Origin of the sequence: Saccharothrix sp. NRRL B-16314, from assembly GCF_000716595.1 — a bacterium.
Lineage (GTDB): Bacteria > Actinomycetota > Actinomycetes > Mycobacteriales > Pseudonocardiaceae > Actinosynnema.
On record NZ_JNXC01000004.1, the window covers coordinates 207,320 to 222,369 of the forward strand.

The window sequence follows — 15,050 nt, forward strand, 5'->3', positions numbered from 1 at the left end:
GCGACGCGCCCGAGGGTGACGTCATGACCTTCGCGACGCTCACGACGACCACCGTGCTCGACGTGGTGGTGCCCGTGTACAACGAAGAGCGCGGCCTCGGGCCGTGCGTGCGCAAGCTGCACGCCGACCTGACGCGGACGTTCCCCTACACGTTCCGGATCACCATCGCGAACAACGCGAGCACCGACGGGACGCGCGCCGTCGCCGACGAGCTGGCCCGCGAACTGACCGGCGTGATCGCGGTGCACCTGGCCGAAAAAGGGCGCGGCCGGGCGCTCAAGGCGGTGTGGACCGCGTCGGACGCCGCCGTGCTGGCCTACATGGACGTCGACCTGTCCACCGACCTCGCCGCCCTCGCGCCGCTCGTGGCGTCGCTGATCTCCGGGCACTCCGACCTCGCGATCGGCAGCCGCCTGGCCCGCGGGGCGCGGGTCGTGCGCGGGCCGAAGCGCGAGTTCATCTCCCGTTGCTACAACCTGATCCTGCGCGGCACGTTGGCGACCAGGTTCACCGACGCGCAGTGCGGGTTCAAAGCCATCCGGGCCGACGTCGCCCGCCGGCTGCTGCCCCACGTCGAGGACACCGGCTGGTTCTTCGACACCGAACTGCTGGTGCTCGCCGAACGTGCGGGCGCACGGATCCACGAGGTGCCGGTCGACTGGGTGGACGACCCGGACAGTCGGGTCGACATCGTGTCCACCGCCGTCGCCGACCTGAAGGGCGTCGCCCGGGTGGCGCGCGGCCTGGTGACCGGGCGGATCCCGATCGGCGAACTGCGCGTTCAGCTGGGGAGAGAACCGTTGGAGCCGCAGACACCGGGCGTGCCCGCCGGGTTGTTCAAGCAGCTGGTCCGGTTCGCCGCCGTCGGCGTGATCAGTACCGTCGCGTACCTCCTCCTGTTCGTGGTGCTGCGCGGCGCTCTGGGCGCGCAGGGAGCCAACCTCGTCGCCCTGCTGGTCACCGCCATCGCGAACACCGCCGCCAACCGCAGGTTCACGTTCGGTGTGCGCGGCAGGCGGGGCGCGGGTCGGCACCAGTTCGAAGGTCTGATCGTCTTCGCGTTGGGCCTGGCCCTCACCAGCGGCTCGCTCGCCGTGCTCCACCTCTTCTCCGCGCCCGGCGGCCCGGCCGAGCTGGTCGCGGTCGTCGGTGCCAACCTCCTCGCCACCGTGCTGCGCTTCCTGTTGCTGCGCAACTGGGTCTTCCGACCCCGCCGCACGGCGGAGGCCACCGGATGACCACCCCGCCCCCGGCTCTCCCACCGAACTCGACTCCAGGGACCTCCTCCATGACGACCGCCACCCTGACCGCACCCGCCTCCGACCCGGCCCCACCGCGGTCGGCCCGGAACTGGACCACGCCCGCGTTGGTCGTGTTGCTGGTGGGCACCGCGGTCCTCTACCTGTGGGACCTCACCGCCTCCGGTTGGGGCAACAGCTACTATGCCGCCGCCACCCAGGCCGGCGCGGAGAGCTGGACCGCCTGGTTGTTCGGCGGGCTCGACGCCGGTGGCGTCATCACCGTGGACAAGCCACCCGCCGCGCTGTGGGTGAGCGGTCTGTTCGCCCGGATCTTCGGGTTCTCCAGCTGGACCGTCCTGGCACCGCAAACCATCGAGGGTGTGTTGGCCGTGTGGTTGTTGTACGCCACGGTGAAGCGCACCTCCGGCGCGGTGGCCGGGTTGATGGCCGGGACGGCCCTCGCCCTCACACCGGTCGCCGTGCTGATGTTCCGGTTCAACCTCCCCGACGCGTTGCTGGTGCTGCTGATGGTCGCCGGCGCCTACTGCACGGTGCGGGCGCTGGAGAAGGCCTCCGGCTGGTGGCTCGCCCTCGCGGGCGTGGCGATCGGGTTCGCGTTCCTGGCCAAGATGGGGCAGGCCTTCCTGGTGCTGCCCGCCTTCACCGCCGCCTACCTGCTGGCCGCGCCCACGTCCCTGCCCAAGCGGTTCCTGCACCTGCTCGGCGCGGGACTCGCCGTCACCGTGTCCGCGGGGTGGTTCATCGCCCTGGTGGAGCTGTGGCCGGCGGAATCACGCCCGTACATCGGCGGGTCTTCGACGGACTCGCTGTGGGAGTTGGCGATCGGCTACAACGGCCTGGGCCGGATCTTCGGCGGACGCGGTGGCGGTGGTGGCGGTGTGGTCGCGGGCGGTGGGAACGCACCGCTCGGCTTCGGCGGCGCGACCGGGGTCGACCGGTTGTTCGGCGCGAGCATGGGCGGCGAGATCTCGTGGCTGCTGCCCGCCGCGCTCATCGGCGTGGTGGCCGGGCTGTGGTTCACCCGCCGCCGGCCGCGCACCGACCGGACCCGTGCGGCCCTGGTGCTGTGGGGGCTCTGGGTGCTGGGCAACGGGATCGTGTTCAGCTTCATGAGCGGCATCACGCACCCCTACTACACGGTCGCCGTCGCGCCCGGTGTCGCCGCGCTGGTCGCCATCGCCGGTCGGGAGATGTGGCGCGGGCGCAACCACCTCCCGGTCCGCGTGGCGCTCGCGCTGATGGTCGCGGCGGCCGGCTTCTGGGGATTCGTGCTGCTGCAACGGTTCGAGGAGTGGCTGCCCGCGCTCCGCTGGACGGTCGTGGCGCTGACCGTGCCGGTGGCCACCGCCATCGTCATGGGCGCACGCCGGATGGCCGCGATGGCCCTGATCACCGCCGTGCTCGCCACCGCCGCCTTCGGCGTGGCCACCGCCGCCACGCCGCACGGCGGTTCGATCCCGATGTCCGGCCCCGCCCTGTACTCGGGCGAGTCGAACACCGCGAGCGGCCCGATGGACCGGACCCCGGACGAGGTCGTGGACCTGTTGCGGGACACCACCGGCACCTGGGCGGCGGCGACGGTGAGCGCGCAGGGCGCGGCGACCCTGGCCCTGGCGTCGGGCAAGGCCGTGATCGGCATCGGTGGCTGGAGCGGCGGCGACCCGGCGCCCACGCTCGCCGAATTCCGGCAGTACGTGGCCGACGGCCGGATCGGCTACTTCGTCTCCGGCGGCATGGGCGGGGGCGGCCCGCGAGGCGGCAACGACGAGATCGGCGAGTGGGTCGCCGCGAACTACGAGGCCCTGACGATCGGGGGGTCGACCGTCTACCGGCTTTCCTAGCGCGGCCCGGACGAGGCGGTGGACGAGCCGGCGGACGGCGCGTCCACCGCCTCCGTCCACGATGGACCGAACAGTCGAGGACGAATGGGCCAGGTGGAGCAGTGAGCGGATCATGCCCCCACGTTAATCAAACGCGTGGTCGAGGTCATCACTCGGCCGGATGACATAGCGGGGTGGTTCCGGGTGACCGGCCCACGAGCGGTACATGATCGCGGCGGCGTGGGGCAGGAGGTCGCGGCCACGGCTCCAGAGCCACGGAATCCCCTTGAGCACCAACCAACCCACGTGGTGCAGCGGCGTCACCTTCAACCCTCCGGTGCACACCGGTGACACCCGGCCCGGCACCGCGCACCCCGACTCGGCCAGCCGTGCCGCGAACGCCGCCGCCAACCGCCGATGGCCCACCTCCGACGGGTGCAGCCGGTCCACCGCCCACGTCTCCATCGAGTAGGCGCCGTCCATCAGGTCGAGGTCGACGCACGCGATGTCGTGCCGCCGCACGACCGCGTCGATGATGTCGTTCAGCTCGGAGATCCGCGCGCGCAACGCCCGCCGCAACGCCCCCGGCAGCCGGAACACCCGGCTGTGGTCGTGGAAGCGCACCGTGACGACGGAAGACCCGGCCGACACCAGCGCGCCCACCACCGCGTCCAGGTCGACGTGCAGCCGCCTGCCGTCGAAGTCCGACCGCAACGTGTCGTTCATGCCCACCAGCAGCACCGCGGCGTCGGGCCGGAGGGGCAGCACCTTCGGCAGCTGCTCGTACCGCACGGACGCCACCCGCGCACCGGTGAACGAGACGTTCAGGTAGCGCGCGTCCGCGAACGCCTCCGCGAGCAGCGGACCGACGCCACGCCACCCACCGGGCACGGGATCACCCACGCCCACCGTCGTCGAATCACCCAGCACCACGAGGCTGCGCACCGTCTTGGCCACGTGGAGACCCTCGCGCAACGACGTGACGTGCCGAGAACGAACAGCGGAACGCTACCGGAATGCCGGGTACAGCGGCAGTTCCGCGGCAGCCGACCCGTACCGCGACACGAGCGCCGAAACGACGGCCTCGGCGTGCGCCGCGACGTGCGTGGCGCCCAACGCCAACGCGTCGTCCCGCAGTCGAACCCACCGCGCCGTCAGCACCATGCTGCGCGGCGGCGAGTCCAGCGGGCGGTGGCCGGACGGCAACGACAGGTCGAGTCCGGGCAACCCGCGCCACGTCGCCAGCCACACCCACATCAGCTGGGATTCCAGCAGCCTCGGCAGGAACACCGAGTCGTCGTCCAGGTCCGGCCACACCGAGGACACCTCGGCCCGCCACGCCGCGACCATCGCCTCCGACATGCCGGCGGGCAGCCCGTAGGCGCACCAGCACGACGGGAACGGCACCCGCAGGCACGCGGCGTCGAACACGATGTCCCGCACGCACCCGCCCTCGAAGTCGAGGAACCGGACGCCCTTGCTGGTCACCAGGTGGTTGTCCGGGCACGACGTGGACGGGCTGAACGCACGCCGACGGGACGTGACGAACCCGCGCACCGACTGCTCGGCGAACAACCGCACCGAGTCCGGCGTGATCACGTCCAACGACTCGAACAGCAGCGCGGGCAACCCGGCCAGCGCCGTGTGCACGTCGACCACGATCGGATCGGCGCAGCACTGGCTGCCCTGGCGGCGCATCAACGCGTCGAAGTCCGCGTCACGTCCGGCGGTCGTCGCGTGCAGCCGCCCCATGGCGTGCGCCCACGACAGCAGCCCGCGCTCGGCGGCACGCGCGTCGGAACCCAGCAGCTTCTCCGCCAGGCGCGGCGCCTTGCCCAGGTCTTCGAGCACCACGAGCCGCTTGGCGTTGTCCTGCGCGACCAGCTCCGGCGTGAGGCGTTCCTCGGACGGCAGCGCGGTGAGCAGCTTGTGGCTCACCACCTCGTGCGCGAACGGGTCGCGGTCGGCCACCCGCGACGGGTAGCGCTTCACCACCAGCGTGCGGGGCAGGGAGAACGGGGTGTGCGCCACGCGGACGCGTGCCACGACGGACCGGCCCGCGCCCCCGAGGTCTTCGGGGTCGGCCAGTCGAACCGGTGCGCCGAACCTGCCGCTCAACACCGATTCAGCCGCTGCCACGGCGGCGTCGAGCTCGGAGGGGGCAGCGTCGTCGATGTCCTGCGGGCCGGCGGTGATCTCCACACTCATCTCCTCCGACCCTACTCCCGGTGGCCACCGACCTGACAGAACCCGTCCGGGCACCGTGACGGTAGTGCTCACCTCCGCCGGATACCACCCTCAGTGGAAATCATCGCCCGGTCAGCCGTTCGCGAGCGGTCGTCCCAGGTCCCGGGTTTGGCCACGGCGGTTGTGCAAGGCCAGTACCAGCGCAGCCGCCGCCACGATGCCCACGAGGTTCACCGCGAGCTGTGCCACGGACTGGAGGCATATGTCCCACTCACCGAGAACGGCGGCCACCGCGGCGAAGCCGGCGGCGGGCACGGTGGTGACCGAAATGAACACCCCGACGAGCGCCGCGGACTTGGCGGACGTCATCGACAGCATCCCGGCGGCGCCCGCGAGCAGCGCCACGATCAACGAGAACGGCCCGACCTTGAACACGAAGTCGACCTCGTGCGCGGCGAGCACCATGCCCCGGTCGAACAGCTCGGTGAACGAACCGGCGAGCGCGGCCACCGCGGTGATCGCCATGGCCACCGGGAACCCCACGGCGAGCGCCGTCGCGGCCCTCCGCACCAGGTCCCAGCGCCGCAGCACGAGACCGACGGCGATCGCGGCCAACGGGCCGAACTCCGGCCCGACGACCATCGCGCCGACGATGGTGATCGGCGAGTTCGTCACCACGCCGACCGCCGCGAGCAGGCACGCGATGGTCAGGAACGACACGAACGTGGCGTTGAGCCGGGACTCCTCGCCGGTGCGGGACAGCAACTCCTCCCACACCACCGCGTCCGCCGCCTCGCCGGGCGCCTTCTCCTCGGCGCGGTCGGCCGCGTCGGAGAGTGCGGTGTCGATCTGCTCCAGCGTGACGCCGCCGTCGCGGTCGATGCCCAGCTCGCACAGGGAGGCCACCACCGTGTCGGTGGCCTCCCTGGCGACGTCGGCTTCCACCACGTCACCCGCGGGCTCGACCGCCGCGCCGACCAGCAACACCACGTGCGTGACGCCTGGGTGCTGCTTCAGCGCCTCCAGCACCTGGTCGGTGCGCTCGGCCGGGCAGATGGCCCGCAGGTGCAGCACGGCCTACTGAGCCTGCTTCTCGGTACCGGCCTTCTCGGCTGCGGGCTTGGCGTCCACGCCCGCCTCCTTGCGCTGCTGCGGCGTGATCGGCGCGGGCGCCGCGGTCAGCGGGTCGTAGCCGCCGCCGCTCTTCGGGAACGCGATGACCTCGCGGATCGAGTCGAAACCGCCGAGCAGCATGGCGATCCGGTCCCAGCCGAACGCGATGCCGCCGTGCGGCGGCGCGCCGTACTTGAACGCGTCGAGGAGGAAGCCGAACTTCTCCTGCGCCTCCTCCGGCCCGATGCCCATGACCTGGAACGCCCGCTGCTGCACGTCGGCGCGGTGGATACGGATGGACCCGCCGCCGATCTCGTTGCCGTTGCAGACGATGTCGTAGGCGTAGGCCAGCGCGTTGCCCGGGTCCTCCTCGAAGCGGTCGATCCACTCCGGGGTGGGCGAGGTGAACGCGTGGTGCAGGGCGGTCCACTTGCCGCTGCCCACCGCGACGTCGTCGCCGATCTTGTCGACCGCCTCGAACATCGGGAAGTCCACGACCCACACGAACGACCAGGCGTTCTCGTCGATCAGGCCGACCCGGTGCGCGATCTCCACGCGGGCCGCGCCGAGCAGCGCACGGGCGCCGTCCGGCTCGCCCGCGCCGAAGAACACGCAGTCGCCGGGGTTGGCGCCGACGGCCTTGGCCAGCCCGTCGCGCTCGGCGTCGGAGAGGTTCTTGGCGACCGGGCCGCCGAGCGTGCCGTCCTCCTGGACCAGCACGTACGCCAGTCCGCGGGCACCGCGCTGCTTGGCCCACTCCTGCCACGCGTCGAGCGTGCGGCGGGGCTGCGACGCGCCACCGGGCATCACGACCGCGCCCACGTACGCCGCCTGGAACACCCGGAACGGGGTGTCCTTGAAGTACTCGGTCAGCTCGGTGAGTTCGAGGTCGAAGCGCAGGTCCGGCTTGTCGGTGCCGTACTTGGCCATCGCCTCGGCGTAGGAGATGCGGCGGAACGGCCGGGGGATCTCGTGGTCGGCCAGCTCCTTCCACAGGGCGCCGACGACCTGCTCGCCGAGCGCGATCACGTCGTCCTGCTCGACGAAGCTCATCTCGATGTCGAGCTGGGTGAACTCGGGCTGCCGGTCGGCGCGGAAGTCCTCGTCCCGGTAGCAGCGGGCGATCTGGTAGTACCGCTCCAGGCCGCCGACCATCAGCAGCTGCTTGAACAGCTGCGGCGACTGCGGCAGCGCGTACCAGGAGCCGGGGCGCAGCCGGGCGGGCACCAGGAAGTCGCGCGCGCCCTCGGGGGTGGAGCGGGTGAGGGTCGGGGTCTCGACCTCGACGAACTTCTCCGCGTGCAGCACCTCGCGGGCGATGCGGTTGGCCTCGCTGCGCAGCCTCATGGCCTTGGCCGGGCCGCTGCGGCGCAGGTCGAGGTAGCGGTGGCGCAGCCGCGCCTCCTCGCCGACCTCCAGGTGCTCGTCCAGCTGGAACGGCAGCGGCGCGGACTCGTTGAGCACGTCCAGCTCGGTGACGTAGACCTCGATGTCACCGGTGGGCAGGTCGGGGTTCTCGCTGCCCTCGGGACGGCGGGTCACGTCGCCGACGACCTTGACCACGTACTCCGAGCGCAGCTTGTGGGCGCGTTCGGCCATCTCGCCCTCGCGGAAGACGACCTGGGCGACACCGGAGGCGTCCCGGAGGTCGATGAAGATCACGCCACCGTGATCGCGCCGGCGTGCCACCCACCCGGTCAGGGTGACGGACTGCCCGGCGTGCTCGGCTCGGAGCGTCCCGGCCTCGTGCGTGCGGATCACGGGTACTGCTCTCCTCGGGTTGACTTCAACGTGGGGCCACCTGGACTGACGGCTGGTCGTCAAGGCTAACGAACGACCCCGCAGTCGACGCCACCAGGTTTCCCCGAAGCGGCCCGGTGTCGCGTTCGCGGCACTACGATCCCGCGGTGGCCGGACGCCTGCTCGTGAGCGCCTTGATCCTCTTGACGACCGCGTGCTCCACGGCGGTCCCCGGCCGCCCGGTGGCGGGCTCCGCGCCGCCGGCCGAGCCGGTCCCGACCGTCGCCTGCGAGTACCCGCTGATCACCGAGGGGCCTATGCGGCGGCTGAACCCGCCCGATGCCGGTCAGGTACCCGCCGGCGGCACGCTGACGGTCCGCATCGAGACCAACCGGGGCCGCATCGACGTGGAGTTGGACGCGGAGAGCGCGCCTTGCTCGGTGCACAGCTTCCGCCACCTGATCAAGAAGCGGCTCTACCAGTCCTCGTCGTGCCACCGGCTCGTGGTGGAGGGGATCTGGCTGATCCAGTGCGGCGACCCGACGGACACCGGCGCGGGCGGGCCGGGGTACGCCTACGACGACCCGACGGCCAAGACCGGCGACTACACGCGCGGCGTGGTCGCGATGGCCAACCAGGGCGCTCCCGGCACCAACGGCAGCCAGTTCTTCATCATCTACGAGGACAGTCCCCTGATCGGCCCGGACTACCCGGTGGTCGGCCGCGTCACGCGGGGCATGGAGGTCGTCGACCAGGTCGCCGACGGCGGCCTCGCCGGCGGCACCGGGATCCCCCAGGGCGGTGGCGTGCCGGCCACGTCGTTGGTGTTCCTGACGGTGGAACCGGCCTGAACGCGGTCGGGGCCGCCCCCGAAGGGACGGCCCCGGCTCACGTGCCGACGATCAGGCGGTGGGCGCCAGGTAGAGCAGGCGGTTCGGCGAACCGCTGCCCGGGTTGGTGACCTTGCTCGCGGTCGACTGGCCGATCAGGTAGCTCGCCACCTGGGACGGGGTCGCCGAGCGGTTGCCCTGGAGGTAGCGGGCGGCGGCGCCGGCGACGTGCGGCGTCGCCATCGAGGTGCCGCTGATGGTGTTGGTGGCGGTGTCACCGGTGTGCCACGCCGACGTGATCGACGAGCCCGGCGCGAAGATGTCGAGCACCGTGCCGTAGTTCGAGTAGCTGGCACGCGCGTCGGTGCTGGTGGTCGCACCCACGGTGATGGCCTCGGTCACGCGGGCCGGCGAGTAGTTGGCCGCGTTGGCGTTGCTGTTGCCCGCCGCGACGGCGAACGTGACGCCCGCGGAGACCGCACGGCGCACGGCCGCGTCGATGGTGGTGGACGCGCCGCCGCCGAGGCTCATGTTCGCCACGGCCGGCTTGACGTGGTTGCGGGCGACCCAGTCGATGCCCTCGACCACGTCCGCGGTGGTGCCGCTGCCCGCGTTGTTCAGCACGCGCACGCCGTACACGGTCGCGCCCTTGGCGACGCCGTACTGGCTGCCCGCGATGGTGCCGGCGACGTGCGTGCCGTGGCCGTTGCCGTCCTGCGCGACGCTGTCGTTCTCGACCGCGTCGTAGCCGTTGCGCGCCCGGCCGCCGAACGTGCTGTGGCTGATCCGCACGCCGGTGTCGATGACGTAGACGTTCACGCCCGAACCGGTGGAGGTGTAGCTGTAGGACGAGTTCAGCGGCAGGCTGCGCTGGTCGGTGCGGTCCAGGCCCCACGACGGCGGGTTGGACTGCGTCGCCTGGGTGTGGAACACCTGGTCCTGCTCGACGTACTCGACGGCCGGGTTGGCCGCGAGCCGCTTGGCCGCCGCCTCGGGCAGCGACACGGAGAAGCCGTTGAGCGCGCTGCGGAACACCGTGTCGACCTGGCCGCCGTACTGGCCCGCCAAGCCCTCCGCGGACGCCGACGAGCCGTCCTTGAGCTTGACGATGAAGTGGTTCTGCACCTTGTGCGTGGCGTCGGCGGCGCGGATCTCGCCCTCGGCGGCCTGTGCGGGTGCGGCCAACAGGGAGGACGCGGTGACGGCGAGCGCCGTCGCCCCGACCCCGGCCAGGAACCGGACCTGTCGTGACTGTCGCATGCGGATTCCGTTCTTCGAACGGTGGCCCCAACGCACCCCGAGGAGCTTCGCAGGGCTCGGGGGTGACGTTGGGCCACCTTGCCCTCGCTGACCGTCACAACGTAGGCAACGGAACCGTTAACTCGGAAGTGTGAACATTTGCCAGTTATCGAACAGCGTCAACAATCGATCCGACCTGCGGGTTCCCAATATCCGGGCGCGGTTGCGTGACGGCGGCGCTACGGTCCGGAGATGCGTTTGGAACCCGTCACCGAGGACAACTACCGGGCCGTGGTCGGTCTGGAGGTCCACGAGGAGCAGCGGGCGTTCGTCGCGACGAACCTGAAGTCGATCGCGGACGCCTGGATCCACCGCCCCAAGTTGCAGCCGCTTGCGCTGTTCAGCGGAACCGACCTGGTGGGCTTCACCCTCCTCGAGCGGGACAGGCCGGAGGCGCTGCACATCGTCCGGTTCATGATCGACCGGCGGGTGCAGGGCCGCGGGCTCGGCCGCAAGGGCCTGGCCGCGATCGCCGACGTGGCACGCGCCGAGGGCCGCACCGAGCTGCTGCTGAGCGTCGTGCCGGGCAACGCGGTGGCGCGCGGCCTGTACGCGGCGTTCGGGTTCACCGACACGGGTGAGGTGGACGGGGGCGAACTCGTGATGCGCCACGAGCTCGCCCCGTCGGCTCACATGGTCGGCGACCAGTAGAGCAGTCGACCCCACGACAGGGCGGTGGCCGCGGTGACGACCGCCGAGTGCACCTGCGCGGGCGTCGCCGCCGGGTTCGCCTGGAGGTACCTCAGCGTCACACCGGTGACGTAGGCGGTGGACAGCGACGTGCCGCTGAGCGTGGCGGTGGCCGTGTCGCCGGTGTGCCACGCCACCGTGATGCCGACGCCGAACGCGTAGACGTCGACCACCGCGCCGTAGTTGGAGAACGTGGCGCGGGTGTCCGTCCTGGTGGACGAGCCCGAGGTGATCGCCTCGATCACCCGGGCCGGCGAGAAGTTCGCCGCGTTGGCGTTGCTGCCGCCCGCCGTCACGGACGCGGTCACGCCCGCCGCGATCAGCCGGCGCACCGCGTCGTCCATCGCGGTCGACGCGCCGCCGCCGAGGCTGAGGTTGGCCGACGCGGGCTTCACGTGGTTGCGCGCCACCCAGTCGATGCCCGCGATGACGCCGGCGGTCGTGCCGCTGCCGGAGCCGTTGAGCACCCGGACGCCGCACACCAGTGCTTCCTTCGCGACGCCGTGGGTGCGGCCGGCGATGAGGGACGCGATGGCCGTGCCGTGGCCGTTGTCGTCCTGGGGGACGGTGTCGTTGTCGACCACGTCGTAGCCGGCGCACGACCGGCCCGCGAGTTCCGCGTGCGTGGACCGGACGCCCGTGTCGATCACGTACGCCCTGGTGCGCGCCCCGGTCGTGGTGTAGCTGTACCTGCCGTCCACCGGCAGCGCGCGCTGGTCGATCCGGTCCAGGCCGAACGGCGCGTTGAGCTGGGTGGTGTGCGCGCGGACGACTTGGTCCTGTTCGACGTACTCGACGGCCGGGTCGGCGGCGAGCCGACGGGCCTGCCGAGGGGTGAGCGTCGCGGCGAACCCGCCGAAGAAGGCGAACTCCCGCGTCACCTGCCCACCGAACCGGGCCCCGACGGACTCGGCGGCAGTGGTTTCGGCGGACGCCTTGAGCTTCACGATGTAGCTGCCGGGCACGGCCGAGGCGGAACCGGCGTGCAGCACCGCGCCTTCGGCGTGTGCCGGCGTGGTGAGGGCAGCCGTGGTGAGGGCGAGGGTGGTGAGGGTGACGGCGGCGAGCGCCGCGACACCCGGGCTTGACGACAACTTGCGCATGAGCAGGGTTCCTTTGCAGGGGAAGGGGCCCCGACGCGGGTCGTGCGCCGGGGCGCCGGCGCGGTTACCTCGCTGGGGACCAGTAGAGCAGCCGTCCGCCCCACGACAGCGGCGTCGCTTCGCTCACGATCTCGGCGTGCACCTGGGCAGGGGTGGCCGACGGCACGAACTGGAGGTACCGGGTGGCGACGCCGCTGACGAACGCGGTCGCCATCGAGGTGCCGCTGAGCGTGGCGACGGCGGTGTCGCTGGTGTGCCAGGCGGAGATGATGGCGGCGCCCGGCGCGTACAGGTCCACGCCGGGTCCGTAGTTGGAGAACGGCGCCCTGGCGTCGGACTGGTTGGTGCCGCCGGACGTGATGGCCTGGGTGACCCGGGCCGGCGAGGTGGTGGCGACGCTGCCGCTGCTGCCCGCAGTCACGGACGCGGTGACGCCCGCGGCGATCATGCGGCGCACCGCGTCGTCCAGCGCGACGGAAGCCGCGCCGCCCAGGCTGAAGTTCGCCACGGCGGGACGCGCCGCGCTCCGCGTCACCCAGTCGACGCCCGCGATGACACCGGCGATCGTGCCGCTGCCGGAGGCGTTGAGCACCCGCACACCGGCCACCCGCACGCCCTTGGCCACGCCGTACGTGCGGCCGGCGATGACGCCCGCGATGTGCGTGCCGTGCCCGTTGTCGTCCTGGGCGACGAAGTCGTTGTCGACGGCGTCGTAGCCGTGGATCGCCCGGCCGCCGAACTCGGTGTGGGTGACGCGGATGCCGGTGTCGATCACGTACGCGGTGACGCCGGCGCCGACCGACGTGTAGCTGTAGGTGGTGCTCAGCGGCAGGGCGCGCTGGTCGATCCGGTCCAGGCCCCAGGGCGCGCCGGTCTGCGTCGCCTGCGCGCCGATGCCGTTGGCGTGCACGACCTGGTCCTGTTCGACGTACTCGACGGCCGGGTCGGCGGCGAGCCGACGGGCCTGCTGACGGGTGAGCGTCGCGGCGAACCCGCCGAACGCGGCGAACTCCCGCGTCACCTGCCCACCGAACCGGGCCCCGACGGACTCGGCGGCAGTGGTTTCGGCGGACGCCTTCAGCTTCACGATGTAACTGCCGGGTACGGCGGTGGCCGAGCCCTCGTGCAGCACGGCGCTCTCCGCGTGTGCGGGCACGGCGAGCAGGGCGGCGGTCAGGGTGGTCAGGGCGGCCAGGGTGAGGCCGGGTAAGAGCTTGCGCATGCGGCTTTCCTTTGCAGGGGAAGGAACCTCGGCGCGGATCACGCGTCGGGTCTGCCAGTGTGCCGAACTCCGGTCCGGCGGTGGTCGTCCGACGGGGTGGTCGGTTCGGGGACCGGCGGGCAGGCGGCCGGATGCGGCTCGTCCACCTGGTCCAGTACCGCGCCGGGGCGGCCGACGTGGGGCCACTCGGCGGACACCGCCGCCGGTTCCGCCGCCATACGCTTGGCGGACCGCTCCCACAACGTGATTGAGAAGCTATTCAACGCTGTGGAGAAATTCCCTTTCGACAGTGCGGTCGAAACGAACATCGAACGCGTACCCGCATAGTGCGGAGAAGCCTTCCGCGTTACCTCGCAACTGTTGCGGAACACGGCGCCCACCAGCCGGTCGGATCGCCGCCTGCGCCACCCGGCGGGGTCTCCACCTGCGAAAATGCCGTCAACACGACTTCCGCGGTCGAGGTCAATGTGAGCTTGCACATAGCGGTTCCCGTTCTTGACCGGGAACTACCGCGCGCATCCGTTCGTCTCAGCAGTAGAGCTCGTGACCGCGCGGGACGTGTCCCAGGTCACCCAGATCCCGAGGCTTTGGGCTGCTTCGCGTACCGGGAAGGGACCAGATGCCCCAGTGCGGTGCGACGATCGCGCCGTACCGGTTCTTCACACCGGCGGTGTGAATGAGAATTCAAGCGTTGCGCGGACGACAAGATTAACCGTCCGATTCGGTCAAATTCACTGCGGGCAAACCCGATCGGCTGTACCGCACCGGTGATTTCGCACGATAACGTCGCTCGGCTTGTCCACGGAGAACGGGAGCGAAGATGACAACGCCAGTCGTCGGACCGGAATCGCGGGTACGCGATCCCCGACGGATCGACACGGAGGCCGACCCCTTCGCGGTCGCATTGCGTGCGGCGATCCGAGCGAAAGGACTCAGCCTGGAACGCATCCAGCACAAGCTGAGGGCACGGGGTGTGGCGGTCAGCATCGCCGCGCTGAGCTACTGGCAGTCGGGCAGGCGGCGACCGGAGCGACCGGACTCGCTCACCGCCGTCAGCCACCTGGAGGAGATCCTCGACGCCGGACCGGGCGGGCTGAGCACGCTGCTCGGACCACCGCGGCCACGGGGCAAGGCCCGTCCGCGGTCGCGCGCGTTCGGACCCGAGGGCTGGGTCGGGGAGCACGACTACGCGAGCATCGCGGAGCTGCTGGCCTCCGTCGACACCAGTACCGACCAGGACCTCACCCGCCTCAGCCTGCGCGATCAGGTGGAGCTGGCGATGGACGGCAGCACCCGGCGGGTGCGCTCGCGCCAGGTGCTGCGCGCCGAGCGGGCGGGCGTCGACCGGGTCCTGCTGGGCTACGACACCCGGCTGCCGGGCGACCCGCTGCCGGTCATCGGCACGCTGAGGTCGTGCAGACTGGGGCGGGTTTCCGCCGACCCGCGCAACGGTCTGATGGTCGCCGAACTGCTCCTCGACCGCCCGCTGCGACGGGGTGAGCGGACCGCGGTCGAGTACGAACTGATCCACGTGGCACCCCATCACCCGACGTTCGACAACACCCACTCGCGCCGCTTCCGGCACCCGGTTCGCGAGTACGTCCTGGAGGTCCGGTACGATTCACGGTGCCGACCCGCACGTTGTGAACAATTCACGACCGGTTTGACGGGTGGAGAGCCGACCGACGTCCGCGAGACCCCGGTGGACACGTGGGGCTACGCGTACGCGGTCGCACTCGACTTCGGTCCCGGCGTGGTCGGCCTGCGCTGGGAATGGACCTGAC

At 71.4% G+C, this 15,050-nt stretch carries 12 protein-coding genes; 5 read left to right on the forward strand and 7 right to left on the reverse strand.

Translation table 11 applies throughout. From position 1 onward, the window contains the following. Nucleotides 1–23 precede the first annotated feature (23 nt). Together OQ02_RS10805 and OQ02_RS10810 are read left to right on the forward strand one after the other, a co-directional pair. On the forward strand, nucleotides 24–1,238 hold the full coding sequence (locus tag OQ02_RS10805; RefSeq protein WP_051772162.1) for a bifunctional glycosyltransferase family 2/GtrA family protein: 1,215 nt from the start codon (nucleotides 24–26) through the stop codon (nucleotides 1,236–1,238). Nucleotides 1,239–1,288: 50 nt separating this feature from the next. Then, nucleotides 1,289–3,103, forward strand: coding sequence for a glycosyltransferase family 39 protein (locus OQ02_RS10810; protein ID WP_033438189.1), 1,815 nt, complete (start codon nucleotides 1,289–1,291; stop codon nucleotides 3,101–3,103). 123 nt (nucleotides 3,104–3,226) lie between these two features. Here the strand turns inward: OQ02_RS10810 and OQ02_RS10815 are convergent, their stop codons facing one another. The 4 genes from OQ02_RS10815 to aspS all read right to left on the reverse strand — a co-directional run bounded on the left by OQ02_RS10815 (nucleotide 3,227) and on the right by aspS (nucleotide 8,143). Then, the gene (locus tag OQ02_RS10815; protein ID WP_231499959.1) at nucleotides 3,227–4,039 is read right to left on the reverse strand and encodes an SGNH/GDSL hydrolase family protein; all 813 of its coding nucleotides are present in this window, start codon (nucleotides 4,037–4,039) and stop codon (nucleotides 3,227–3,229) included. Nucleotides 4,040–4,090: 51 nt separating this feature from the next. Continuing rightward, the gene (locus OQ02_RS10820; protein WP_033438190.1) at nucleotides 4,091–5,290 is read right to left on the reverse strand and encodes a hypothetical protein; all 1,200 of its coding nucleotides are present in this window, start codon (nucleotides 5,288–5,290) and stop codon (nucleotides 4,091–4,093) included. Nucleotides 5,291–5,401: 111 nt separating this feature from the next. After that, a complete protein-coding gene (locus OQ02_RS10825) occupies nucleotides 5,402–6,343 on the reverse strand; it encodes a DUF389 domain-containing protein (protein ID WP_033438191.1) in 942 nt (313 codons plus the stop codon). 3 nt (nucleotides 6,344–6,346) lie between these two features. After that, nucleotides 6,347–8,143 (reverse strand): aspartate--tRNA ligase, encoded by a 1,797-nt coding sequence (gene aspS / locus OQ02_RS10830; protein WP_033438192.1) that lies wholly within the window; start codon nucleotides 8,141–8,143, stop codon nucleotides 6,347–6,349. Between the two features lie 146 nt (nucleotides 8,144–8,289). Here aspS and OQ02_RS10835 point away from each other — a divergent pair, with 146 nt between their 5' ends. Next, a complete protein-coding gene (locus OQ02_RS10835; protein ID WP_156076969.1) occupies nucleotides 8,290–8,973 on the forward strand; it encodes a peptidylprolyl isomerase in 684 nt (227 codons plus the stop codon). Between the two features lie 51 nt (nucleotides 8,974–9,024). On the opposite strand, the gene OQ02_RS10840 is transcribed toward OQ02_RS10835, so the two are convergent. Further along, a complete protein-coding gene (locus OQ02_RS10840; protein WP_081915516.1) occupies nucleotides 9,025–10,212 on the reverse strand; it encodes a S8 family peptidase in 1,188 nt (395 codons plus the stop codon). Nucleotides 10,213–10,443: 231 nt separating this feature from the next. On the opposite strand from OQ02_RS10840, the gene OQ02_RS10845 reads away from it, so the two are divergent. Then, nucleotides 10,444–10,902, forward strand: coding sequence for a GNAT family N-acetyltransferase (locus tag OQ02_RS10845; protein WP_051772145.1), 459 nt, complete (start codon nucleotides 10,444–10,446; stop codon nucleotides 10,900–10,902). Here the strand turns inward: OQ02_RS10845 and OQ02_RS10850 are convergent. Both OQ02_RS10850 and OQ02_RS10855 read right to left on the reverse strand, forming a co-directional pair. Then, nucleotides 10,881–12,044, reverse strand: a complete 1,164-nt coding sequence (locus tag OQ02_RS10850) for a S8 family peptidase (RefSeq protein WP_033438193.1) — start codon at nucleotides 12,042–12,044, stop codon at nucleotides 10,881–10,883. The genes OQ02_RS10845 and OQ02_RS10850 overlap by 22 nt on opposite strands. A 64-nt stretch (nucleotides 12,045–12,108) precedes the next feature. Continuing rightward, complete coding sequence (locus tag OQ02_RS10855) at nucleotides 12,109–13,266, reverse strand: S8 family peptidase (RefSeq protein WP_051772146.1); 1,158 nt, start codon at nucleotides 13,264–13,266, stop codon at nucleotides 12,109–12,111. Nucleotides 13,267–14,086: 820 nt separating this feature from the next. Here OQ02_RS10855 and OQ02_RS10865 point away from each other — a divergent pair. Beyond that, the gene (locus tag OQ02_RS10865) at nucleotides 14,087–15,049 is read left to right on the forward strand and encodes a hypothetical protein (RefSeq protein ID WP_033438195.1); all 963 of its coding nucleotides are present in this window, start codon (nucleotides 14,087–14,089) and stop codon (nucleotides 15,047–15,049) included. Nucleotide 15,050 lies beyond the last annotated feature (1 nt).

Coding starts and splice junctions, on each gene's coding strand:
- OQ02_RS10805 (WP_051772162.1), top strand. CDS start 24: ATGACCTTCGCGACGCTCACGACGACCACCGTGCTCGACGTGGTGGTG.
- OQ02_RS10810 (WP_033438189.1), top strand. CDS start 1,289: ATGACGACCGCCACCCTGACCGCACCCGCCTCCGACCCGGCCCCACCG.
- OQ02_RS10820 (WP_033438190.1), bottom strand. CDS start 5,290: ATGAGTGTGGAGATCACCGCCGGCCCGCAGGACATCGACGACGCTGCC.
- OQ02_RS10840 (WP_081915516.1), bottom strand. CDS start 10,212: ATGCGACAGTCACGACAGGTCCGGTTCCTGGCCGGGGTCGGGGCGACG.
- OQ02_RS10845 (WP_051772145.1), top strand. CDS start 10,444: ATGCGTTTGGAACCCGTCACCGAGGACAACTACCGGGCCGTGGTCGGT.
- OQ02_RS10850 (WP_033438193.1), bottom strand. CDS start 12,044: ATGCGCAAGTTGTCGTCAAGCCCGGGTGTCGCGGCGCTCGCCGCCGTC.
- OQ02_RS10855 (WP_051772146.1), bottom strand. CDS start 13,266: ATGCGCAAGCTCTTACCCGGCCTCACCCTGGCCGCCCTGACCACCCTG.
- OQ02_RS10865 (WP_033438195.1), top strand. CDS start 14,087: ATGACAACGCCAGTCGTCGGACCGGAATCGCGGGTACGCGATCCCCGA.